General features: G+C 44.7%; 20 protein-coding genes. 6 read left to right on the top strand and 14 right to left on the bottom strand.

The window, feature by feature from the left end:
* Positions 1–48: 48 nt before the first annotated feature.
* Positions 49–945, top strand: coding sequence for a D-alanyl-D-alanine endopeptidase (pbpG, locus tag D1Z90_RS03810; RefSeq protein WP_119909407.1), 897 nt, complete (start codon positions 49–51; stop codon positions 943–945).
* Between the two features lie 26 nt (positions 946–971).
* On the opposite strand, the gene D1Z90_RS03805 is transcribed toward pbpG, so the two are convergent.
* Positions 972–1,592 carry a helix-turn-helix transcriptional regulator gene (locus D1Z90_RS03805; protein ID WP_119909406.1) on the bottom strand — a complete coding sequence of 207 codons (621 nt, stop codon included), beginning with the start codon at positions 1,590–1,592 and terminating at the stop codon, positions 972–974.
* A 106-nt stretch (positions 1,593–1,698) separates the two neighbouring features.
* Here D1Z90_RS03805 and D1Z90_RS03800 point away from each other — a divergent pair, with 106 nt between their 5' ends.
* Complete coding sequence (locus D1Z90_RS03800) at positions 1,699–2,289, top strand: NADPH-dependent FMN reductase (RefSeq protein ID WP_119909405.1); 591 nt, start codon at positions 1,699–1,701, stop codon at positions 2,287–2,289.
* 55 nt (positions 2,290–2,344) lie between these two features.
* Positions 2,345–2,767 (top strand): VOC family protein, encoded by a 423-nt coding sequence (locus D1Z90_RS03795; protein ID WP_119909404.1) that lies wholly within the window; start codon positions 2,345–2,347, stop codon positions 2,765–2,767.
* Positions 2,768–2,861: 94 nt separating this feature from the next.
* Here the strand turns inward: D1Z90_RS03795 and D1Z90_RS03790 are convergent, their stop codons facing one another.
* From D1Z90_RS03790 to D1Z90_RS03755, 8 genes are all read right to left on the bottom strand, one after another.
* The gene (locus tag D1Z90_RS03790; protein WP_119909520.1) at positions 2,862–3,674 is read right to left on the bottom strand and encodes a formate/nitrite transporter family protein; all 813 of its coding nucleotides are present in this window, start codon (positions 3,672–3,674) and stop codon (positions 2,862–2,864) included.
* 68 nt (positions 3,675–3,742) lie between these two features.
* Positions 3,743–4,075 carry a nitrite reductase small subunit NirD gene (nirD, locus tag D1Z90_RS03785; protein WP_119909403.1) on the bottom strand — a complete coding sequence of 111 codons (333 nt, stop codon included), beginning with the start codon at positions 4,073–4,075 and terminating at the stop codon, positions 3,743–3,745.
* Between the two features lie 2 nt (positions 4,076–4,077).
* Positions 4,078–6,636, bottom strand: coding sequence for a nitrite reductase large subunit NirB (gene nirB / locus D1Z90_RS03780; protein WP_119909519.1), 2,559 nt, complete (start codon positions 6,634–6,636; stop codon positions 4,078–4,080).
* Positions 6,637–7,087: 451 nt separating this feature from the next.
* Positions 7,088–8,239 carry an outer membrane protein assembly factor BamB gene (locus D1Z90_RS03775; protein WP_119909402.1) on the bottom strand — a complete coding sequence of 384 codons (1,152 nt, stop codon included), beginning with the start codon at positions 8,237–8,239 and terminating at the stop codon, positions 7,088–7,090.
* Between the two features lie 143 nt (positions 8,240–8,382).
* Positions 8,383–9,771 (bottom strand): winged helix-turn-helix domain-containing protein, encoded by a 1,389-nt coding sequence (locus D1Z90_RS03770; protein ID WP_119909401.1) that lies wholly within the window; start codon positions 9,769–9,771, stop codon positions 8,383–8,385.
* Between the two features lie 226 nt (positions 9,772–9,997).
* Positions 9,998–10,642: an SMI1/KNR4 family protein gene (locus D1Z90_RS03765; RefSeq protein WP_119909400.1), complete on the bottom strand. Its 645-nt coding sequence runs from the start codon at positions 10,640–10,642 to the stop codon at positions 9,998–10,000.
* 37 nt (positions 10,643–10,679) lie between these two features.
* A complete protein-coding gene (locus D1Z90_RS03760) occupies positions 10,680–11,324 on the bottom strand; it encodes an SMI1/KNR4 family protein (protein WP_119909399.1) in 645 nt (214 codons plus the stop codon).
* A gap of 36 nt (positions 11,325–11,360) precedes the next feature.
* Positions 11,361–12,002: an SMI1/KNR4 family protein gene (locus D1Z90_RS03755; RefSeq protein ID WP_119909398.1), complete on the bottom strand. Its 642-nt coding sequence runs from the start codon at positions 12,000–12,002 to the stop codon at positions 11,361–11,363.
* Positions 12,003–12,118: 116 nt separating this feature from the next.
* On the opposite strand from D1Z90_RS03755, the gene D1Z90_RS03750 reads away from it, so the two are divergent.
* Positions 12,119–12,637: a hypothetical protein gene (locus D1Z90_RS03750; RefSeq protein WP_119909397.1), complete on the top strand. Its 519-nt coding sequence runs from the start codon at positions 12,119–12,121 to the stop codon at positions 12,635–12,637.
* A 108-nt stretch (positions 12,638–12,745) separates the two neighbouring features.
* On the opposite strand, the gene pyrE is transcribed toward D1Z90_RS03750, so the two are convergent.
* Positions 12,746–13,387 carry an orotate phosphoribosyltransferase gene (pyrE, locus tag D1Z90_RS03745; RefSeq protein WP_119909396.1) on the bottom strand — a complete coding sequence of 214 codons (642 nt, stop codon included), beginning with the start codon at positions 13,385–13,387 and terminating at the stop codon, positions 12,746–12,748.
* Between the two features lie 9 nt (positions 13,388–13,396).
* Entirely contained in the window at positions 13,397–14,113 is a 717-nt protein-coding gene (rph, locus tag D1Z90_RS03740; RefSeq protein WP_119909395.1) for a ribonuclease PH, read from the bottom strand.
* Between the two features lie 200 nt (positions 14,114–14,313).
* Between rph and D1Z90_RS03735 the strand changes: the two genes are divergently transcribed.
* The gene (locus D1Z90_RS03735) at positions 14,314–15,177 is read left to right on the top strand and encodes a YicC/YloC family endoribonuclease (protein ID WP_119909394.1); all 864 of its coding nucleotides are present in this window, start codon (positions 14,314–14,316) and stop codon (positions 15,175–15,177) included.
* Positions 15,178–15,378: 201 nt separating this feature from the next.
* A complete protein-coding gene (locus D1Z90_RS03730; protein ID WP_119909393.1) occupies positions 15,379–16,599 on the top strand; it encodes a tyrosine-type recombinase/integrase in 1,221 nt (406 codons plus the stop codon).
* Here D1Z90_RS03730 and D1Z90_RS03725 read toward each other — a convergent pair.
* Genes D1Z90_RS03725 through D1Z90_RS03715 form a run of 3 tightly spaced genes read right to left on the bottom strand, consistent with a single transcriptional unit; the run spans position 16,592 to position 22,224 of the window.
* Positions 16,592–17,452 carry an HNH endonuclease gene (locus D1Z90_RS03725; protein ID WP_119909392.1) on the bottom strand — a complete coding sequence of 287 codons (861 nt, stop codon included), beginning with the start codon at positions 17,450–17,452 and terminating at the stop codon, positions 16,592–16,594. The two genes, D1Z90_RS03730 and D1Z90_RS03725, sit on opposite strands and share 8 nt — an antisense overlap.
* 1 nt (position 17,453) lies before the next feature.
* Positions 17,454–18,998, bottom strand: a complete 1,545-nt coding sequence (locus D1Z90_RS03720) for an AAA family ATPase (RefSeq protein WP_119909391.1) — start codon at positions 18,996–18,998, stop codon at positions 17,454–17,456.
* Between the two features lie 10 nt (positions 18,999–19,008).
* Positions 19,009–22,224 carry a type I restriction endonuclease subunit R gene (locus D1Z90_RS03715; RefSeq protein WP_119909390.1) on the bottom strand — a complete coding sequence of 1,072 codons (3,216 nt, stop codon included), beginning with the start codon at positions 22,222–22,224 and terminating at the stop codon, positions 19,009–19,011.
* Between the last annotated feature and the right edge of the window lie 80 nt (positions 22,225–22,304).

Genomic DNA, 22,304 nt, shown 5'->3' with positions numbered 1-22,304 from the left:
GATCTATGCTTATCTTAATGTTTTGCATTTTTGTTAGGGCGCAGCATTTTGTTTCGAGCACTTTTCATTCTAATCAGCTGTTTTTTCATCAGTTTGCTGTCTTTTTCAGCATCTGCCAATAAAGTCGATCCTGCCAAGCTCAAATTGGCTTCTGTCAGCGCATATGTGACCGACTTACACGGTAAACAACCGCTTTACGTAAAAAATGCCGATACCCAGATGCCTATAGCCTCTATCACTAAGCTGATGACCGCCATGGTCATTTTAGACGGAAAACAATCACTTAAACAAAAAATCACTTTCACTCAAGATCACAGAGCCTTAATTGAATTTGGCCATACCCGTATTCGTCGGGGCTCTCAAATTAATCGCGGTGAAGCCTTACGATTAGCCTTAATGTCTTCTGAAAACCTTGCCGCTGCAGCCTTGGGGGCAAGCTACCCTGGTGGTTACACAGCATTTGTTAATGCCATGAACCGCAAAGCAAAACAACTGGGAATGAACCATACCGTCTTTGTGGAAGCGACGGGGTTATCACCGATGAATCGCTCTACCGCACGAGATTTAGCTAAGATGGTAAAAGCGGCTTATAAATATAAAACCATCCGCGATTACAGTACAACTGTCGTGCACACGGCTTATTTTAGTAAACCTAAATACAAGCTCGGCTATACCAATACCAACCCCTTAGTAAGAGGTAAGCGCTGGACCGTCATGCTCAATAAAACCGGGTATCTTAATGAAGCGGGTCGCTGTTTGGTTATGGTGGCAAAAGTATCTGGTAGAACGTTAGTGACAGTCACGCTCGATGCATATGGCAAACGCACGCCCATTGGTGACGCTGGCCGTATTCGCCAATGGTTAGAAACGGGTAAAAGCAATAAGATCAGCCAATCCGCACAGCACTATCAACGCCAAAAATTAGCTAAGTTGAGCGACTCTTAAACTCGCAATGTTCGCTTCTACGTGCCCTATAGAAGCGGACTTACTCGGTAGCTGCAACGCGCCGCTCCGTCTAATAAATATTCATCTCTGGTTACGGTTGCAAGCCCCTTAAACAAGGCTTGAAAACACTCAAGTTCAGACTGACAAAAGCCTTGGCACACTTTCGCGGCTTCGCAAATCGGGCAATGCATTTCCACCAGCCACCAATCTTCACCTTGACGATACACGGTTGCCATGTAGCCTTCTTCGGTGCGACATTGCGCTAACGCATTCAGCTTATCCCCAATATCATCCAGCGGTGCTAACGCCGCTTGATATAGCGCCATGCTTTGTTGCTCGCGGCGCTTAATTAATGCGTTTAACCCTTCAGCACCAAACACCTCCGTGACCCCTTCAATCAATTGTAAACTCAGCGCGCCATAACGCTGAGGGAACATTTGTTGGCCTTGCTCTGTCAGTGTCCAATATTGTTTCGGGCGCCCCACCGCTTCGGCAACATGTTCATCCGCCACCAAGCCTTCTTGCTGTAATTTCAGCAAATGTTTGCGCGCCGCCATGGAGGTCATGTCCAACAACTGTGCGAGTTGTTGGCTGGTTTGCGGGCCGTGCTGCTTCAGCAGCTGAGGAATCTTATTAGCTGTTTTCATGGCTTTGATTATGTCACAACAAAAATAAATAAACAAAAATGTTTACATAAAATAAATAAACAATTAGGTTTATATAAGAGATAGGAAACGCAACAAGGAGCCGATAATGAAACTCATCATCATCAGTGGCAGTCAGCAATCTCCTTCCAATAGCTGGAAGGTCGCCCAGTATTTACAAGGCTCGTCGCAGCCTTTTGAGCAAGTCAGTTGTTTTGATTTGCATGGGTTACAGTTGCCCCTATGGGACAACGATTTTCCAGAAGGGCCGCAGTGGCAAGCGTGGCAACCGGTACAGCAAGCGCTAGCAGCCGCTGACGCCATCGTCATTATTACGCCGGAATGGGATGGCATGGTCACGCCCATCATGAAAAACTTTTTGATGCTGTGCTCACCTCAAGAAGTCGGCCATAAGCCGGCCTTAGCCATCTCTGTGTCTGATGGCATCAGCGGCGCCTACCCGATTGCCGAGCTGCGCTCGTTTGGCACTAAAAATAACCAAATGGTGCTCATCCCCAATCACATCATAGTGCGGCAAGTGGGACAAGTATTAGGTGCTGAGGCAGATGGCCCTCATGAAGCAAGCTTGCGCCATAACATCAAACAAAGCCTGGCCATTTTAGGCCATTACGCAGCAGCGCTAGCGCCAATGAGACAAGCTCATCAAGCTTTATTAAACGACTTTGGCTATGGCATGTAATGCCTAACCTACGCCCCTCACAAGACAATATAAAAACAAAAGGAAGGAAGCAAACATGATAAGACTTGAACACGCCAATCTATTGGTAAACGATATCCAACAAAGCCAAGCATTTTTACAAACGGCATTTCCGCACTGGCGAGTAAGAGACGAAGCAGACTATGAATGGTATGGCCAACCCAGACATTGGCTGCACTTAGGGGACGATTATAACTACGTCACCTTATGCAGTGGCGCTCAAGGCATCGCCAGAGATAATAAAGGGAAACAGCCTGGCGTCGCACATTTAGGGTTTGAGGTGAACGATATTGAAGCCCTTGTTTCACGCATGACTGCCGCCGGTTACCAGGACTTATATGGCGGCATTAGCCGCAGCGAGTTTCGCCGCAACGTCTACTACCTTGATCCTACCGGCATTGAATTTGAGTTTGTGCAATACCTGTCGGATATACCCGCCCAGCGCAATCAAACGGAATAAACAACAACGCCGCTTTAACTGTCGTTAAAACGGCGTTATGCATCTTAATAGGCTGCGTTAAGTAAACTTAAGCGCCCCAGTAACAAGTAGGGTATTAAGCTACTTTGCGTTGTGGTTGCGTTTTACCGTGCGTCACGTAAAGGCTTAAACCCGTAACCATTAAGCCACCCACAAGGTTGCCTAAGGTGACTGGAATTTGGTTCCACAGTAGCCAGTCAGCAATGGTAAATTCAGCGCCTAGCATCATGCCAAGCGGGAATAGGTACATGTTTACCACGGCATGTTCAAACACCAATGCAAAGAAGATAAAGATAGGGAACCACATCGCCAGCACTTTACCGCCGACAGATTTAGACACCATGGCACCCACAACGCCTAAACACACCATCCAGTTACATAGAATGCCGCGCACAAACACAGTGATCCAACCATTTAAGCCATGGGCTTCAAAGCCAACGCTGCGCGCAGTGGAAGCTTTAATAAAGGCTTGCCCCACCGCACCTGGCTCAACAGAGAAGTTCATAGTAAAAGACAAAGCCACTAAAAAAGCCACCGACACGGCGCCAATTAAGTTACCTAGGCCCACCAATAGCCAGTTGCGTAATACGCCGGCTTTATTTACGCCAGGGCGTTTCTCAAACAAGGCCAACGGGGCCAGAGCAAACACACCGGTTAATAGGTCAAAACCCATCAGGTTTAAAATACAAAAGCCCACTGGGAACACCAAGGCGCCCACAATCGGCATGCCAGTTTGCACTGCAGCTGTGATCGCCACCGCTACCGCAATGGCTAATACCGCGCCCGCCATAATGCCGCGGATCAAAGTATCACGGGTTGACATCATTACCTTGCTTTCGCCGGCACTGATCATGGTCTGCACAAATTCTGCAGGTTTTACGTAAGACATACTCTTCCCTTTCGTGTAATTTAAATTCGCTTGAAAAGCAAAAGCCATCAGAAGATGGCTTTTGTTAACTATTTGTTTTTGCTAGCTACTTCTACTCGCCCGTCCACCACTCTGGCTTTGAATGCTTTAATGTTAAAGCGCTCATCTTCCATGCAAATGCCGCTGGTCAGGTTAAAGCGTTGTTTTTTGAGTGGGCTTGCTACCCATAACTCGTCTTGGTGCTCAACAATAAGGCCACGCGACAACACGTTAGATTGTGCAAATGGGTCCATATTGCTAATGGCAAATACCTCAGCTTCGCTCGAAGGCCTAAATAGCGCGACTTGTTGTCCGGCCACCAAAGCGCATACGCCGGTGCCAGGGGTAATATCGTCAAGTTGACAAACTGATTCAAACGCCATGATTAAGCCTCCAATTCCACGTGTAAAATATCGCCTTTTTGATGGGCCGCTTTTTCTTTGTTATTGGCTGGGCGGTGTTGTTCGCGAGCCGGCACAAAGACCACGTTATCGTCACGTAAGTCTGAGTTAATAAAGTGGCTAAAGCGTTTTAGCTGCTGCTCGTCGTTAATGGCTTCGGTCCATTCACATTGGAACTCGTCAACCAGTTTTGCCACGTCAGTTTCAAGCTGTTGGTTTATGCCCAGCTTGTCGTTCATGATGACTTCACGTAAGTAATCAATGCCACCTTCCATGTTTTCTAGCCACACAGACGTGCGCTGCAATGGCGCGGCGGTGCGAATATAAAACATCATAAAGCGGTCGATGTATTGCATTAACGTTGCTTCGTCCAGATCCGACGCCAGTAAGTCAGCGTGGCGCGGTTTCATGCCGCCGTTACCACACACATACATATTCCAGCCAGCATCAGTGGCAATAATGCCTAAATCTTTACCTTGGGCTTCCGCACATTCACGAGTACAGCCAGACACACCAAACTTCATTTTATGCGGGGTGCGAATGCCCTTATAACGGTTTTCAATGCGCACGCCCAGGCCAACAGAATCTTGTACCCCGTAACGACACCAAGTTGAACCCACACAGGTTTTCGCCATGCGCAACGCTTTGGCATAGGCTTGGCCCGTTTCATAGCCAGCATCAATTAATTTGCCCCAAATCGCAGGTAAATCATCTTTTTGCGCGCCAAACAAACCAATCCGTTGGGCGCCGGTAATCTTGGTGTAGAGGTTGTATTCAGCCGCTACTTCCGCCAACACTTTTAACGCTTGTGGCGTGACTTCACCACCCGCCATGCGTGGAATCACCGAATAGGTGCCGTCTTTTTGAATATTGCCTAAGAAGTTGTCGTTAGTGTCGTGCAACTTCACTAACTCAGGTTTTAAAATATGCTCACCCCAAGCGGAAGCAAGCATAGAGCCCACCGCAGGTTTACACACTTCACAGCCGTAGCCTTTACCGTATTTTTCTAATAACGCGTCAAAGGTCTTAATTTCTTCAATTCGAATAAGGTGGAACAACTCTTGGCGCGAGTATGCAAAGTGCTCACACAAGTCGTTCTTCACTTCAATGCCAGACTTGGCAAGCTCGGCATTTAATACCGAGGTCACCAAAGGCAAGCAACCGCCACAGCCAGTGCCTGCGTTTGTTTCCGCTTTGATGTCTGCCAAAGTATGATGACCGGCTGCCACCGCTTGGGCAATTTTGCCTTTGGTCACGTCAAAACATGAACAAATTACCGCGGTTTCTGGTAAAGCATCTGCGCCTAGGGACGGTTTTTCTGCGCCCGCATGGGCCGGTAAAATCAGCGTATCTGGGTGCTCTGGCAAATCAATTTCATTGAGTTTCAGCTGCAATAAATCGCCGTAGTCAGAAGTGTCACCCACCAGCACCGCGCCAAGTAGCTTTTTGCCGTCTTCTGAGACAATAATACGCTTGTAAACGTCTTGCTCATCGTTGTGATACATAAAGCTTTTACAGCCCGGCGTGCGGCCATTTGCGTCGCCAATCGAACCCACTTTTACGCCCAGCAGTTTGAGTTTCGCGCTCATGTCAGCGCCTTCAAACTTGCTGTCTAAACCCAGTAAGTGGTCCACAGCTACCGTGGCCATTTTGTATCCAGGAGCGACTAAGCCAAAGAAGGTATTGTGCCAAGAAGCACATTCACCAATGGCATAAATATGCTCATCAGAGGTTTGGCAATAATCGTTAATCGCCACGCCACCACGAGGGGCAATGTCGAGGGCCATTTGCTTGGCTAAATTGTCGCGAGGACGAATACCGGCAGAGAATACAACTAAGTCAGTTTCTAGTTGAGTATCATCGGCGAACACCATGGTGTTGCGGGCTTGTTCACCTTTAGTCGCAATTTCGAGGGTGTTTTTGCTGGTGTGCACTTGCACGCCCATGCGCTCAATTTTCTTGCGTAGCTGGTCACCGCCCGCTTGGTCAAGTTGCTCGGCCATCAGTTTTGGCGCAAACTCCACCACGTGGGTTTCTAAACCTAACGCTTTTAACGCGCCCGCAGCCTCTAACCCCAATAAACCGCCGCCAACGACTACGCCGGTTTTACTGTGCTTGGCATTTGCTTCAATGGCTTTTAAATCTTCAATAGTACGATAAACAAAACAATCTTTGCCGTCATTGCCTTTAATAGGTGGCACAAACGGGTACGAGCCAGTCGCCAAGATTAACTTATCGTATTGCACTTCACGGCCACTGCTAGAGTACACAATGCGGCTGTCGCGGTTAATGTTAATGGCACGCTCGCCCACCAGCACATTAATACCGTGCTTGTCATAGAAGCCTTCTTTAACCAAAGAAAGCTCATCGGCCGTGTGGTGAGAAAAGTAAGAAGACAGGTGAACCCTGTCGTATGCAAGGCGTGGCTCTTCACAAAACACTGTGATATCAAATGCACCCGCTTCGGCTTTTTCAACCAGGTCTTCGATATAGCGGTGCCCCACCATGCCATTACCGATAACAACCAGCTTTTGTTTGCTCATATAAATGGCTCCAAAAAAATATAAAACGCTACTGCCGGCTATCATAAGTGGGTGCAGGAATGTCAACATGATGTAAATCAATTGTGCATTTAAACACCCCTAAAGGGGTAGACAATGGATAGGGGGATACCTTAGGAGGAGTAAAGGGTTACCATTAAAAACTCAGAGAGGTAAGAAAAAATCCGAGCCGAACAATCAACTATTTCAATCAGATTACCTTGCGGTCCTGATACGCGGTTAATTAAGTGTTAAAAATTCGATTGATGGTTCACTTTAGATAGAATGTTTAAATGCTCCGTTGTTGCCCTGCTTTCGATAAGCTTTTCGACTTAAGAACTCTCTTGCAAAGACGCGTCGATTGGTAAAAATAAAGGGCCGTAAGCCCTTTATTTTATCTATGCCTTACGAGTAACTCATACAAGTTCGATTCATCTCTCGCACTAAGTCTTATTTACTCTTCAAATACGTGCATGTAGCCGTCTACGTCGGGCACAAACACTTTGCCGTGCTTCACCGCTACCGAGCCATATACGCCGCCATTGACGTAAGTGCCGCTTTTACTGTCTGGTTGATAATGCCATTGCTGCTCGCCAGTTTGTGTATCCACCGCAAAAAAGCCTGGCTTAACCGGCGTCCAATAATCGTCTGCCCCAGTGGCACCAATATACACAGTATCCCCCGCTAATACCGGTTTGCCCCAAGACCAACCTTGAGTAGAGAAATGCCAAATTTCCGTGCCCGAATCTAAATCAAACTTTGACAAACGCTTGGCGTCCGAGCTGGCAATATAAAAGACATCTGGTGTTTCACCCGCAATAGCAGAAGACTCCACCCAAGAGCCATCAGCATTACCGTAACGCCATTGCTCTTCACCCGTGTACACATCCAAAGCATAAATATGGGCATCCCGAGAGCCAATCACCACCTTGTCTTGCAATACCTTAGGATCGGAAACTATGCCACCTTGGCTTTGGTGAACCCATTGCTGCTGCCCAGTGTGTTTATCAATGGCGTAGGTTTTGCCGTCCCATGAGCTAATAAATACGCTGCGTTGATTAATATCGGCAGTGGCACGTATTTTACCTGAGGTCTGAAACTTCCATACCAACTCACCCGAGCGCGCATCAATGGCGTATAAGTGCTGGTCGGCACTGCCCACATAAATCATTTTGCCATCACTGACCGGCGAGGACTTTGTGTAATCAAAGTCCCATGGGGCATAATTGGCCGGTAAGTTCCGCTCAGCGCCGCCGTCGTTTAAATCATATTGCCAAATCAGCTCGCCGGAATGGCGATTCAAAGCGTACAAGTAACCGTCGTCACTGGTAAAAAACACTTTGTTGCGATGAAATGTAGCGCTCGAGCGGACGATACCTTGAGTTTTAAACTTCCAGCGTAATTGGGTTTTATTCACGTTCATGGCGTAAAAGTAACCGTCGTCACTGCCAAAGTAAGCGGTTTTATTTGCCACTTTAATCGATGACCAAATTTGTCCTTGGGTTTTAAAGCTCCAAAGATAATCACCACTGGCAGCCAATACAGGGGCGCTTAATACCGCGGCAACAAGGCCAGATAAGAGGGTAAGTTTTGCGACTTTTTGCATCTTCAACATCCTTTTAAGTGTGTCATTCCAACACCATTGCTGGAATGAGCAACAAGCTAAAAAATGCCGTGATAAAAGTCCTGAATCAGATATTAAAACTTCTTAAGATTTCTTAACCGATTGAAATTTATACAAAATAAAAATCATCCCTGAGGCAAACCTAATTGCGATAACAGCGCATTAAAGCGAGGTTCATCGCGTAAAGGGGCATATTTCGGGTCAGCTGCCAACCACAATACAGCAGGGTGCTGGCTTTCATAGGCTTGCTCTAACCAGGTTAACGCTTGCCCGTGTTGCCCAGCCACAATGGCATAACGCGCCAATGACAAAGGAGGCTGATATTGCCCTAATGGCAGCTGCTTGCTATCAACAAAGGCTAACCAATGATAAACACCCGCCAGTTGGTCTTTGGCAAAAGCCGACTTCACTTGCGAGATATCAGACTCAACATAGCCGGCGTCTTCCATTAACCATATCAGCTCATTAAACGCGTTTTCTTGCTGCCCTTTTAACTCATATATGGCTTGCAAAGACACATGATAATAAACATTACTTTTGGCGTACTTCTGTAACTTGGTGATCTCTTTTAACGCCACGTCATATTCTTGATTCATGGTGTAAATCCACGCGACCGCCTCTTTAGAATATTCACTGGGGTATTGCTGAATATGCCATTGCGTATGTTGCAGCGCCTGTTCAAATTCCCCCATGGCTAATAAAAATTGCGAGTAAAAATAGTGGGAATAGGCTTCGGGCAACGCCTGCTGAAATAGCTCGTTGGCCTTATCATGTTGATGAAAGGCAATAAAGTACAAATTAGCAAGTAACACTTTGGCCAGCTTGTTGTCGGGCGCCAGTGACAAGGCGTGCAGCAATATGCCTTCTATTTGCTTTTTATCCTTTAGCAACTGTGGGTCGCCATTAAACAAGTTAGCCATTTTTGCTTTGGCTAATTGCACGTAGGCGGGTGCATACTGAGGCGCGATACTGATCACTTCTTGCAATAAAGTGATAGCTTGCGGGTAAGCAGACAAATCGTGCTGGTTAATAAGGTAGGTAGCTTCTTGATATTGTGCCAAAGTGTCACCGGCTAAGTCTTGCTGGCTTTGAGGCGCTGATACCGGTAAATTCCACAGCAACACCACAGATAAAAGCACAGCTATCACTCCGGCACTGGCGATGAAGGCCTTGGTTAAACCTCCCTTAGCACGGGGCTCGGGATGGCTTACCTCTGCAATAAGGCGGTAACCATAACCAGAAATGGTCTTGATATAACAAGGTGATCGCGCTTTATCATTAAACGCTTTACGGAGCGCATTAATGGCAACATAAATCACGTCTTCTGTAACCACCTTTCCCGCCCATACTCGCGCAAAAATCTCCGCTTTACTGACATCTTGCCCCGCATGCTCAGCCAATAACAATAATAATTCGAGAGGCTTTTGCTCCAGCTGATGTTGCTGCTGGCCATTGTCGATAATATTTCTCTCGGCATCGACCTTCCATTGGCCTATTTGGATCATTGGTTTCATAATTTGCTCCCTGCTAAGGGGATTTTGCCAAACCCACAGCAAAGCTCAAGCAGCGAAGTAACACTCTGCTACTGAATGCTATATTTCATTGGTTGATGATGACTACTCGCAAAGGGGATAGAAAGGAAGTTAACGAAGATAGAAAGGAAGCTAACGAAAGTGCAGCGAGATAATCGCGGCACTTGCGTTCAAGAAAACGATACTCACAACCCGAGGTTAAAGTTGGTTAAGGCTCGCCTTGTTCTTTAACTTGGTAATCCTCACGCGTTTGTTTACGCTGCTTAAGCCAGCGCTCCTTTCTGCGCGTAATCATTTTCTCATCACCTTTGGCAAACTCTTCCAGCTCTACCATATATTCTTCAAAGGTCTGCTCTTTTTCGTACGGAATTTTCGCTAAAAAGTCTTCGAAACTGTGGGCCAATAAGCAGTAGCGTTTATTAAGCCAGTAATAAATGCCGCCCGCGCCTTCGCCTTTTACCTTCATTAAAAAGATGTTGTTGGCATGGCCGTCAGCAATGGGAATATAGTCAGGATCAAGGCCATAATCTAAGGTATATTCTTGGTATTGCTCGTTGAGCGAGTCGCGGTCTAATAATCCATTAGAAGGTTTGCCCGTTTCACGAAATGAAGCGGCGTAGAACACACCTAAGTCGACCTCTCCGGATTCATAAGGCTTATCACTAAACGCGTTGCCATTAGGATCGGTAAGGGGAACATTAGATGGCCACACACAAGCCGCGCCAAAGCGCAGTAAAAAAGCCTTATAGGCATCAGGCAAAACGGCGCCGATGCGAGATTCAAATGCACTGAGATAATCACTTGTGATCACATCACATAAATTAGTCACTCTGAAAGGTCTAACATCTAACATTCTTCTTCCTTGTCTCTTTTCATTATGAAGCCAGCGGTTAAGGCTCGCCTTGTTCTTTTATTTGATATCTATCTCTACTCGATTGCTGTTGGAATAACCAGTTGGTTTTTCTTCGCTCCAACTTCTTAAGATCTCCATCAATCAGGTGGCTAACTGAGTCTAAATACTCTTCTAGAGTCTGAATTTTTACAAATGGGAGCTTATCTAAAAACGCTTCAAAACTGTGGGCCAATAAGCAGTAGCGTTTATTAAGCCAATAATAAACGCTACCCACGCCTTCGCCTTTTACCTTCATTAAAAAGATATTGTTGGCATGGCCGTCAGCAATGGGAATATAGTCAGGGTCAAGACCATAATCTAAGGTATATTCTTCATATTGCTCGTTCAAAGAATCGCGATCGATTAGACCGTTGTCAGGTCTACCTGTTTCTCGAAATGAGGCAGCATAAAACACGCCAACTTCCACTTCGCCATACTCATAAGGCGCGTCACTAAAAACTTGACCGTCAGGAGCAACTAAGTTGATTTTTGCTGAAGTTAAATAACATGCCCCAAACCTTAATAAAAACGCTTTATATGACTCAGGCAATTGAGCACCAATACGCTGTTCAAAGCCTTGTAAGTAACCTTGGTCAATCACATGACAATAACTGGTGATTTCAAATTTAGAATAATCGTACATGACTTTCCCTGTTTCTTATCATTATGAAGCCAGTGGTTAAGGCTCGCCTTGTTCTTTAACTTGGTATGTTTCTCGAGTTTTCTTCCTTTGTTTAAAGAAGTTATTTCTGCGCCATTCATAGTCTTTTTCATTGCGAATAACGTCTTTCACAGACTCTAAATACTCCTCTAAAGTCGGCTCTTTGACGTATGGAATTTTACCTAAAAAGTCTTCGAAACTGTGGGCCAATAAGCAGTAGCGTTTATTAAGCCAGTAATAAATGCCGCCCGCGCCTTCGCCTTTTACCTTCATTAAAAAGATGTTGTTGGCATGGCCGTCGGCAATGGGAATGTAATCAGGGTCAAGGCCATAATCTAAGGTATATTCTTGGTATTGCTCGTTAAGTGAGTTGCGATCTCGCAAACCATTGGCTGGTTTTCCCGTTTCACGAAATGAAGCGGCGTAGAACACACCTAAGTCGACCTCTCCGGATTCATAAGGCTTATCACTAAACGCGTTGCCATTAGGATCGGTAAGGGGAACATTAGATGGCCACACACAAGCCGCGCCAAAGCGCAGCAAAAAATCCTTATAGGCATCAGGCAAAACGGCGCCGATGCGAGACTCAAATGCACTGAGATAATCACTGGTGATCGCATCGCAAAAGTTAATCACTAAAAAAGGTCTAACATCTAACATTCTTCTTCCTTGTCTATTAATGGGAATTCAATAACCAGAACAGAAGGCTTTTGTATCACAGTGTTTGTTACCATAAAATGTGCAAAGGAAATTAACTGTGAGCACAGGGAATAAGTATGAAACTCATCAAGGTATTGGGCTTAATAAGCTTTGCCCTATTTGCTACGCCGAGCCAAGCTGAAACAGATATGGCTCAACTTATACAAGCATTTAAACAAGCTGACCAAGCGTTTAAAGCCAGTGTGAAGCCGATTGCTCAGCTTGATCCTGAGCTGGCTGAGTCTCAGCCTGGTAAGCAACAGCCCCAGCTCAGAGCCATTCAAAAGACGTTATTAGACGCACACGTGGCGTCTTATCAAAATAACTATCGTTTGCTAGAGCAGTGCCATCAGGCTTTGCCCGCCGCCAAGCGTAAACGATTAACGCCTCTGAGTGAGGTTGCCGCAGAGCTAAGCAAAACCAAGCAGGCCGAAACGGACTTTAGGCAGTCGTTAACCTTGTTAAGTGGGAGCCCTAGCAGCGAAAAAGACAGCATTATGTATGGCCTTTTGTATGTTCATCACTCCACTGCCGCTATGACTGACCTCATTCCCTGCACGTTGCAATTAGAGCTCGCTCAGTTGATGGCAAAGTAATGAAATACGCCATAAGCGCAGGCTTTTCGTCACTCTAAAACCGCTTGTGCAGTCACAAAAAAGGGAGGCTTATCGCCTCCCTTATCATGGTTGTTAGCGCACAAGCTATTAAATGCCGTATTGCTCGCGGTAAGCTTTCACAGATGCCAGATGCTCTGCCATTTCAGGCTTTTCTTCAAGGTAGCTGATTAAGTCTGCTAGCTTGATGATTGAAGTTACTTGAGCATTGTAATCGCGCTCTACTTCTTGAATGGCCGACAATTCACCTTTGCCTTTTTCTTGGCGATCTAAAGCAATCAATACGCCCGCCAGTGAGGCGCCACACGCTTGAATGATGTCCATCGACTCACGGATCGCGGTGCCCGCGGTGATCACGTCATCCACTAGCATAATGTTACCCGCCAGTTCAGCACCCACCAGCGTGCCACCTTCGCCGTGGTCTTTTTTCTCTTTGCGGTTAAAGCAATAAGGTGTGTCTACTTGGTAACCATCAAACAGTGCCACTGCGGTAGTAGTCGCAATAGGAATGCCTTTATAAGCTGGGCCAAACAAAACGTCGTAATCGATGCCAGAATCTTGCAGCGCTGCAGCATAAAAACGGCCTAATTTAGCTAAGTCACCACCGCTATTAAACAAACCCGCGTTGAAGAAGTAAGGGCTAGTGCGGCCAGACTTTAAGGTAAACTCACCAAACTTTAATACCTGTTTGCCAAGAGCAAATTCAATAAACTCGCGTTGATAATCTTTCATCTTAACCTCTTATTCTGCTAGTGCGGCTTTTTGTGCGGTGACTAAATCGTCAATGCCAGCTTTTGCTAGCTCAAGCATGGCTAACAACTCTTCATGGCTAAATGGCGCTTCTTCTGCCGTGCCTTGCACTTCAATCATTTTGCCACACTCTGTCATAACAACGTTCATGTCAGTGTCTGCTGCTGAGTCTTCCACGTATTCCAAATCACATAGCGGTTGGCCATCAACGATGCCCACAGATACCGCGGCAATCATGTGTTTTAGAGGGCTAGCTTTTAACGCGCCTTTTGCTACCAAGAAGTTAATCGCGTCAACCAAAGCCACACAGCCACCAGTGATAGCCGCTGTGCGAGTGCCACCGTCAGCTTGCAATACATCACAATCAATCGTGATGGTGTTTTCGCCTAACGCCGTCAAATCCACCGCTGCGCGTAGCGCACGTGCAATCAAACGTGAGATTTCCATAGTACGGCCACTTTGTTTACCACGGGCCGCTTCACGGTTGTTACGGGTGTGAGTTGCGCGCGGCAACATGCCGTATTCGGCGGTGATCCAACCTTTGCCTTGGCCTTTAAGGAAGCGAGGCACAGACTCGTCAACGCTCGCCGTACACAATACTTTAGTATTTCCAAACTCCACTAATACCGAGCCTTCAGCATGTAGGGTGTATTGACGAGTGATTTTAACGGGACGAACCTGTTGGGGCGTTCTGCCATTTGGACGCATAAATAGATACCTGATAGTGGAGTAAAAACTGCGTCATATTATAAGCACAAAGCCAGCGCGATCCAGCTTTAACCCTGTTTATCGCATTTTAAGGCAACAAGCCCATTTAATTTCATAGCGTTAGGAATATTGATCACAATGCTTTGCGTTAGTGGGGTTTACTTTTATAATTCTGCCACTGACATTAACAAGAGATGCTTATGATCCACAGTATGACAGCTTACGCCCGCAAACAATTTAAGGGCGACTGGGGCAGCGCGGTATGGGAAATCCGCTCGGTAAACCAAAGATACCTTGAAACTTACATTCGAGCCCCCGAGCAATTTCGTGGATTAGAGCCCGTCATTCGCGACAAACTACGTAAACGACTGCAACGCGGTAAGCTGGAAGTGAACTTGCGCTTTGAAGCGGGTCAAAACAACAACGCCGAGCTGCAAATTAACCAAGCCCTTGCCAAGCAACTGATTGACCACGCGCAATGGGTCATGGAAGAAGGCGGCCGCGGCCAACTTAACCCCGTTGACGTATTACGTTGGCCGGGTGTGATGGAAACCCCAGAGCAAGACGTTGACGCCATCTCAAAACAGTTGCTTGCCGGATTAGACGAAACCCTAACCGACTTTATTGACGCTCGCGCCAGCGAGGGCAGTAACTTGAAAGTATTTATTGAGCAGCGCCTTGATGGCATTTCAGAGCAAGCAGCATTTGTACGCAGTAAAATGCCTGAAGTGATGACCTGGCAGCGCGAGCGCTTAAACAACCGCTTAGAAGAAGCCAAAGTAGAGCTTGACCCGACTCGCCTTGAGCAAGAAATCGTAATGCTGGCACAAAAAGTGGACGTAGCTGAAGAGCTAGATCGCCTTGACTCGCACATTTCAGAAAGCCGTAACATTCTGAAAAAAGGCGGCGCAGTGGGCCGACGCCTCGACTTTATGATGCAAGAGTTTAACCGCGAAGCCAATACCCTTGCCTCTAAATCCATTAACGCAGAAATCACCAACGCCGCAGTGGAATGCAAGGTATTGATTGAGCAAATGCGCGAGCAGATCCAGAATATTGAATAGTAGTCACTATTGTATTTTATTGCATTCAAACAACTAAAATACAACAATTTACCTTGAATGTTTTTCCACCATCGTATTCTTTAATATACCATTAACCACCACCAAGTGGTGGTTAATGTGGTGGGTATGATAGACTTACCACAAAGATAAGTGGTGGGTAAAAAATTCTCACCGAGATCATGCACGAGTTAGAGGTGGGTTATGGGTAAGTTGAATACTAATAAAGTAAAAGCGCTCATTAAGGCTGGTGGCGATAAAACACAACGCCACGCTGATGGTGAGGGCTTGTACCTTGTGGTTCCCGCGTCCGGCACCGCTAGCTGGATGCTACGCTTTACCTCTAATAAGAAGCGCCGTGAAATGACACTGGGAAAGGTTAAAGACCTCTCTTTAGCTAACGCCCGTCTCGAAGCTGCCACTAAGATGAAGCAAGTCCGGGAAGGCTTTGATCCCCTCTTACAACGTAAACGCGCAGAACAAGAAAGCATCAAGACCGTTAACGACCTTTTTGAAGATTGGTACCCAACCTTAGTTAAGCGCCTTAAACACCCGAATATCCCCAAACGTGTTTACACCAAAGATATCGCCCCACATATCGGTGAAATACCACTCGATAAAATTACCGCTCGTGATATTCGCACCGCCATCACAGCGATCAATGATTCCGGCCGACCGACCATCGCCAATGACGCTCTAGGCCACTGTAAGCAGCTTTTTAATCACGGGATGAAGTTGGACCTTCTACAAGGCAACCCCGCCTCTGCGTTCACTGTTAGGGACGCTGGTGGCATAGAACAAAGCAAAGACCGTGCGTTAAGCGAGGAAGAGCTAACTGTATTTTTCCGTGTTGCCAGAGAGAATATCACCAGCTTTGGCCCTGATAACTATCTGGCCTGTGCATTATTGGTGTGTTTAGGCACACGCAAATCCGAGTTGTGTGAAGCGAAATGGGAAGAATTTAGTCTTGAGGAAGGCTTATGGCACTTGCCAAAGGAGCGTAGTAAAACCAATGTCGGCTTCACTATTCCATTAGCACCAGAAGTTTTAAAGTGGCTTGATGAGTTAAAATTAAGAGGCTTTGGTTCCGACTATGTATTCCCTAATCGACGAGCCAGTAAACGCCCTCATATGGGCCCTGATACACTCAACAGAGCAATTACAAAGCTATTTGGTCATGAAGCAGGTAAGAAGAAACAACCGCCTAATTTGATGGGCGACATGCCACCCTTCACCGTGCATGACCTACGCCGTACTTGCCGTACACTACTGGCAAAACAAGGCACTCCCGGCCATGTGGCCGAGAGATGCTTGAATCACAAGTTAAAGGGTGTAGAAGGGATATATGACCAGTATGATTATTTGGAAGAGCGGAGAGAGGCTTTAAATTTGCTAGCTATCAGTATTTTAAGATTAATTACTTAAATCCACCACTGCAATACCAAGCGCTAGCAGCTAATGCTTGATACATCGCTGTTTTCCAACTGTTTGTATGTTGTAGCGATGCACCTGCATATTTTTTCCGTAGAGCTTGCTCTACACCTGCTTGCTGACTTATTTGAAAATCTATATCTAACTCACCTCGTAAGTTAGATATTTCATCTCCTGCTTGAATACTAAAACGATTAGCGAGCTTAAAGTCATCAAAATGACTATTTACTCTAGCTTGATCGGAAGCATTCCAATGACCTGGTGCTTGAACAAAGTAGCTGATTGTTGCAGGACTTGAATGGATAACTTCAGCAAATAACCATTGGTCATTTATAAAGTGGCCTTGATCAAAATAAGGATGTAAGCACTGTTCATTCTTCGATGTTGCTATTCCTGCACTTTTACCTTTATTACAATCGGCACAACTAGGAACTAGATTTTTAGGAAGTATTGATAGTAGTGGAAACTTGGCTTTAGGCAAATAGTGATCTAGCGTTGTAACTTGTCCAAAACCGCAAAATGGACAAATTCGCAAGGGAGCCTGCATCATTATTTGATCATAATACTGCCTAGCTGGCTTTTTAGCGGGGACTAGGTGATATGTATAAAGCCCTTTAAGTTCTTTTTTTGTTACCTGACCGACAACATTATCTGTATCTGCTCCAAAAAAAGGTTGAATTTGAAAGAGGTCAGCAGTTACTGCTTTTGTATCAAAGTCCTGGGCTGCGTTGTTCAATTGCGTGGTGATAGCATTGATACGCTGCGTAAGAGTTGCACAGCTAATGCTATTAACACAAGTATTTAGTACATCAGCATAAGTACATTGTGGCGACACAAGTGCTCGCATATTAACCGGCCTCTCTATTTGCAATTAATGCTCTTAAAATTGCTTGACCTTCGTAACCTAACTGTCCGCCATAAAGATTCATAATCTCATCGAAGCTTTTGCCATCATTCACTAATTCGGCTAACAGGGCATGAAATCCAGATTTAGTTACCTCCAAGCCAAAAACTTCACGAGTTAGCACACCCACATTTTCACCAAAAGTTTCATTTTCCGGCCTGAAAGATACTCCTTCATTTCTTGTTCTCTCTAACTTCCATACGCAGCTTTTAGGTACTTCTTGTAATATTACTGGGGAGTGGGTGGCTATAATGGCAACAGCATTTCTATCTACAAGTAGGTTAGATAGCGCTCTTGTAAATGCTGAAAGTAATGGTGGGTGCAAGTGACTCTCGGGTTCATCAATCAACACAAGAGTTTTTTCTTCTATTGTTTCAATTAGTTTGGTTAAAGTAAGTAAAACAATAGTATGCCCTGAGCTCATCAGGCTAACCAATTTTAACGCTGATTTTTTTACTTCACTGGCTTTTTCTAAGCCACCTAACCGAGTGAGATCCATTTCAGCAAAATTAATGTCAGACTCTAGCGTTTTAATGGCTCGTAACCATCGTTGCTTCTTAGCTTTTAAAGAAAAACAAACAGCTAGACTGTTAACAAAGTCTGCTCTAATTGCTTCATCGCCTTTCAGCTCATTTGAATTGGGGTCACTATTTTTCTTTAACCCAATATAGAAGTAACAAGTTCCTAATGACCTGTCTGCTCTGTCTTTAGGAGGAATAAACGGGTCAAATGCACTGAAAGAAACCGAAGATATACTACTGAAATAATCTTTAGGGAGTTTTGTCTCTTGCCAAACATTTTGTTTGCAGAGCATCACGCCAACTTCTTCTTTAGCGGCTGAATCATCAATAACTGCTTTCACAATATTGTTTAGTAAAGTTGTCTTACCAACACCATTGCGACCAATCAACACGTGTATATTGCTAGAAGGCAAAGAACCAGGTGTTACTTTGAAACTTATGTCTATTTGGGCACTTTTATCTGTTTGAACTTTTTTATATGAAAAGTCGAATTCAGATAACGGTGCTTTCCCTTTAATAATTCTAGAGAATTGCCCATGAATAACAGTGGTACTTACTGAGCGCAGAAGTGACGTTTTAAAAACATCCTCGTCAACGGCAATATCAAAGCTGGCATTTAAATATGCTACATCTTTAAGCTTAACCAAGAGCTGGTTGCCCAACTCTTCGCTTAATAAGCTTCGTATTTTTTTGTAGTACTCTTCGTCCTGGCCTAACGTAAATGCACGGTCATTCAGGGCACTAAACGAATCAGGAAGCTTCTCAGAAGCCCATCCAGGCTCTAACCCTACGATACCGAGCTTTAAGTTACCGATTTCATGCCTAGCTCCATTTTCATCGAATACGATTAGTGAAAAGCTTGTTTTAAATGAGTAATCATCCCAATTATCTTCACACAGGAACGCTATCAATCTACCTGTTTGTGGAGGATACGCTTTGTGCTTAATTTTTTTAAATGTTAATTCCATTTATAAATCTCTAAAACTGACCATAAGTACTGTTACCAGCGCCTTGATAATTGGCATAAACGTGCTGATAAACGACAAGGTTTAGGTCTGCTAATTCATCATCAGGATAAGGCGTTTGTGGAAGCCACTCTAAGCTATCTTTGATCATGGTTTTTACTTGTGAACTAACCTGTGTGCTTTCACGCCAGCGTTCAACTTTAAGCTTCTCAGCCTTGAGCTTTTCAAGCGTCTCTTTTGCTACTTTTTTAACGTCTTTTTCTTCAGCTTTGGTTAGCGAAGGCTTTTTCAATAAATCGTAAATAGCCAATGTTTCTTCATCTAAGCCTTCACGCATAGCTCTTTCTTGCTCAGGGCTTAAGTCGTTTTGCATAAAGTCATTTAGGTCATCAAATGCTTTTTGCACTGTTTGAATGTCTTTGCCTGCGTTGTATTCATCAATAATACGTTTGTATTTTTCGTAAAATTCTAGGCGAATTGGATTTTCTCGCACCATCTTTTCAAGCTGTTTTTCAATGGCTTCTTGCAGGTCGAATACCACGGCATTTTTCTGTTCAGATTTGGCGAAGGCTTGTCTTAACTTATCAAAGTCTAAATTGCCTAGATCAACATAGTCGTCTTCTCTGACTTCATTTTTGATGGTGCTAACGCTCATGCTGACTTCTTGCTGAAGTTTACGCATGACAGATGAAATGTCAGCAGACTTAGTTTTTTGATTAAGTTGGCTGTATATCGCTTCGATTGCGTTGTAGCGAGGAATAAATTGTTTAACTATTTCTTCTGGGTATAGCGCTTTGTATTTGCGCATAACATCACGAGCTGCCACTTCAAATTGGGTACGTGTGGTTTCATTTAGGCTGACTGCATTAGCGGCTTTGCCAAGTGATGCTAAACGTTCCATTGCAGTTTTGGCATTTACTAAATCATCAAGGTTAAAGTCCACTTCGGATAGGAAGTTGGCAACGGCAAGAATCGCTGCATTTAGCTCTTCTGCCATTTCCTCTAACTTTTCTACTGGGTTGGTTGGCTTTTCTTCACCACCATTACCTTTACCGCCTGGCGAAGTTGGTTTGCCGCCTTCACCATAAACGGAATAGGCTTTTTCGAGCTGGGTATACACATTGCCATAATCAACAATTAAACCGTTTTCCTTTTCATCGTCATACACTCGGTTAGCACGAGCAATGGTTTGCATCAATGTATGACCTTGAATTGGCTTATCAAGGTAAACTGTTGATACGCACGGCGCATCAAAACCAGTGATCCACATGGCACAAACAATGGCTAAACGGAACGGGTTGTCTTCATCTTTAAATTCTGTTTCAAGATCTCGCTCCACCATCTTTTTACGGTGGGTTTCAATGTCTAAACCAAGCTCTTTAAATTTCTTAACTTCGTTTTGTTCGCCACTTACCACCACGCAAACTTCGGTTTCTTCAACACGGGCAAGGTGTTTTTTAAGCGCTAGTTCTTCTTGCTGATCGGTAGCGTCGTCAATGCGTTGCTTGACCTCTTCAATGTACTCAGGCCAATAATCCATCACCAAGTTATACATACGAAGAGCAGTTGGTTTATCAAGGGCAACAAACATCGCTTTACCTTGATATCCACGGTCATTGAAGTGCCACACCAAATCTTTAGCGATTTTATCTAGGCGATCATCCGAGGTGAGAATTGGGTAGTCTCTGGCAAATTCTCGTTTTAACTTAGCGATTTGATCGGTATCTAGATCTTCATTGTTGATAATCTCAGCCATACGCTCATCTAAATCAGGGTTTTCAATATCAAGCTTTTCACCACGGTTTAAATAACGTAGTGGCAGCGTTGCACCATCGTCCATCGCTTTTTTAAAGTCATAGACAGAAACATAACCACCGAAGATTTTCTTCGTCAGTTCAACTTCATCAGCAATCAGTGGTGTGCCAGTACATCCTAAGAAAGACGCATTTGGAATAGCTTTAAATCGCATGTTCTGAGCGTAAGTGCCACCTTGAGTTCGGTGAGCTTCATCGGAGATAACAATAATGTTATCTCGCTCAGTAATAAGCGGATATTCGGTTTCTTTCTTTTTGTCGATGGCGAATTTATGAATAAGCGTAAATACATAACGGTGGTTTTCGCTTAACAGTTCACGTAAATGGGCTCGGCTTTTTGCTCTAACGTTTTCTTCGGTAACTGCACCACAGCCAGTAAAGGTATCGTATAACTGGTTCTCTAATTCGGTACGGTCAACCACAATTAAGAAGGTATAGCTCTTACCAAATTTACGTAAGATTTTTTGGCAAATAAATACCATAGAATAAGATTTACCTGACCCTTGGGTATGCCAGAAAACACCGAGCTTACCTTTTAAGTCTTGAATGTTTTTCGCTTGCTCAACCACTTTATTTACACCAATAAATTGGTGGTTTTTCGCCATGATTTTTACGATGTCATCACCTTCGCCATCAAACAGCACGAAGTTTTCAAACAAATCTAATAAGCGATGCTTCTCACAGGTGCCTCGTAAAATAGTATCTAGGCTAACTTCGCCTTTATCGTCTTCTTCAATACGCTTCCATTCTAAAAAGAACTTATAAGGGCTAGTGACTGTACCGACTCGTGAATCTGTACCATTACTTAAAATGATAAAAGCATTGCTGTGCAGTACTTCTGGGATGGTGTCTTTGTAATCGGTTAGGTTATCTTCATAGGCGTTACGTAAATCGGTGTGATGCGCTTTAAGCTCAAAAAACACCAATGGAACACCATTAACAAAACCCACGATATCAGGTCGGCGGTTATAAAGCTTGCCGACGACTTCAAATTGCCTTACTGCCAAAAAGTGGTTATCGGTTGGTTCGTTAAAGTTGAATACTTTAAGGCGTTTCTTTTGCAGTTTTCCTTTGTCGTCTTGATAACTTACTTGCACGCCTTTGGTCAGTAATTCGTGCTTGGTTTTATTAATCGCCCCTAAGCTTTTGTCGGCCTCAACTTGGGTAATTTGGTCAATGGCGTTTTGATAAGCGGTGTCTGGTAAATCAGGGTTTAACTTAACCAGCGCCTGTTTTAAATAACGAACGAGTATGACTTCTGATTTATTGGCACGGCCAAGCAAACCGTCACAGCGGTCTTCCTGAATAGACAAGGTTTCATTGTGCCAAGCGGTCTCGACTTGCCATTGCAAGTCGAGCAACACCTCTTCACTGGCCGCTTCTACCAATCCATCTTCAGAATAGTCATAACTCATTTATTGATACTCCATTCAATCCGCCTAATTAGCTTATTTTTAAAGCACTTCTTTTAAAATGCAGGCGCTTGTTATTGTTC

It is taken from the genome of Motilimonas pumila (genome assembly GCF_003596335.1).
GTDB classification, from domain to species: domain Bacteria; phylum Pseudomonadota; class Gammaproteobacteria; order Enterobacterales; family CBDFNC01; genus Motilimonas; species Motilimonas pumila.
The sequence above is the reverse complement of the archived record's forward strand: the minus strand, read 5'-3'. Positions and strand labels throughout refer to the sequence as shown.

Bases quoted from the DNA above. Each gene is read 5' to 3' on its own strand.
- D1Z90_RS03805 (WP_119909406.1), bottom strand. From the start codon at position 1,592: ATGAAAACAGCTAATAAGATTCCTCAGCTGCTGAAGCAGCACGGCCCG.
- D1Z90_RS03800 (WP_119909405.1), top strand. From the start codon at position 1,699: ATGAAACTCATCATCATCAGTGGCAGTCAGCAATCTCCTTCCAATAGC.
- D1Z90_RS03795 (WP_119909404.1), top strand. From the start codon at position 2,345: ATGATAAGACTTGAACACGCCAATCTATTGGTAAACGATATCCAACAA.
- D1Z90_RS03790 (WP_119909520.1), bottom strand. From the start codon at position 3,674: ATGTCTTACGTAAAACCTGCAGAATTTGTGCAGACCATGATCAGTGCC.
- nirD (WP_119909403.1), bottom strand. From the start codon at position 4,075: ATGGCGTTTGAATCAGTTTGTCAACTTGACGATATTACCCCTGGCACC.
- nirB (WP_119909519.1), bottom strand. From the start codon at position 6,636: ATGAGCAAACAAAAGCTGGTTGTTATCGGTAATGGCATGGTGGGGCAC.
- D1Z90_RS03775 (WP_119909402.1), bottom strand. From the start codon at position 8,239: ATGCAAAAAGTCGCAAAACTTACCCTCTTATCTGGCCTTGTTGCCGCG.
- D1Z90_RS03770 (WP_119909401.1), bottom strand. From the start codon at position 9,771: ATGAAACCAATGATCCAAATAGGCCAATGGAAGGTCGATGCCGAGAGA.
- D1Z90_RS03765 (WP_119909400.1), bottom strand. From the start codon at position 10,642: ATGTTAGATGTTAGACCTTTCAGAGTGACTAATTTATGTGATGTGATC.
- D1Z90_RS03760 (WP_119909399.1), bottom strand. From the start codon at position 11,324: ATGTACGATTATTCTAAATTTGAAATCACCAGTTATTGTCATGTGATT.
- D1Z90_RS03755 (WP_119909398.1), bottom strand. From the start codon at position 12,002: ATGTTAGATGTTAGACCTTTTTTAGTGATTAACTTTTGCGATGCGATC.
- D1Z90_RS03750 (WP_119909397.1), top strand. From the start codon at position 12,119: ATGAAACTCATCAAGGTATTGGGCTTAATAAGCTTTGCCCTATTTGCT.
- pyrE (WP_119909396.1), bottom strand. From the start codon at position 13,387: ATGAAAGATTATCAACGCGAGTTTATTGAATTTGCTCTTGGCAAACAG.
- rph (WP_119909395.1), bottom strand. From the start codon at position 14,113: ATGCGTCCAAATGGCAGAACGCCCCAACAGGTTCGTCCCGTTAAAATC.
- D1Z90_RS03735 (WP_119909394.1), top strand. From the start codon at position 14,314: ATGATCCACAGTATGACAGCTTACGCCCGCAAACAATTTAAGGGCGAC.
- D1Z90_RS03730 (WP_119909393.1), top strand. From the start codon at position 15,379: ATGGGTAAGTTGAATACTAATAAAGTAAAAGCGCTCATTAAGGCTGGT.
- D1Z90_RS03725 (WP_119909392.1), bottom strand. From the start codon at position 17,452: ATGCGAGCACTTGTGTCGCCACAATGTACTTATGCTGATGTACTAAAT.
- D1Z90_RS03720 (WP_119909391.1), bottom strand. From the start codon at position 18,998: ATGGAATTAACATTTAAAAAAATTAAGCACAAAGCGTATCCTCCACAA.
- D1Z90_RS03715 (WP_119909390.1), bottom strand. From the start codon at position 22,224: ATGAGTTATGACTATTCTGAAGATGGATTGGTAGAAGCGGCCAGTGAA.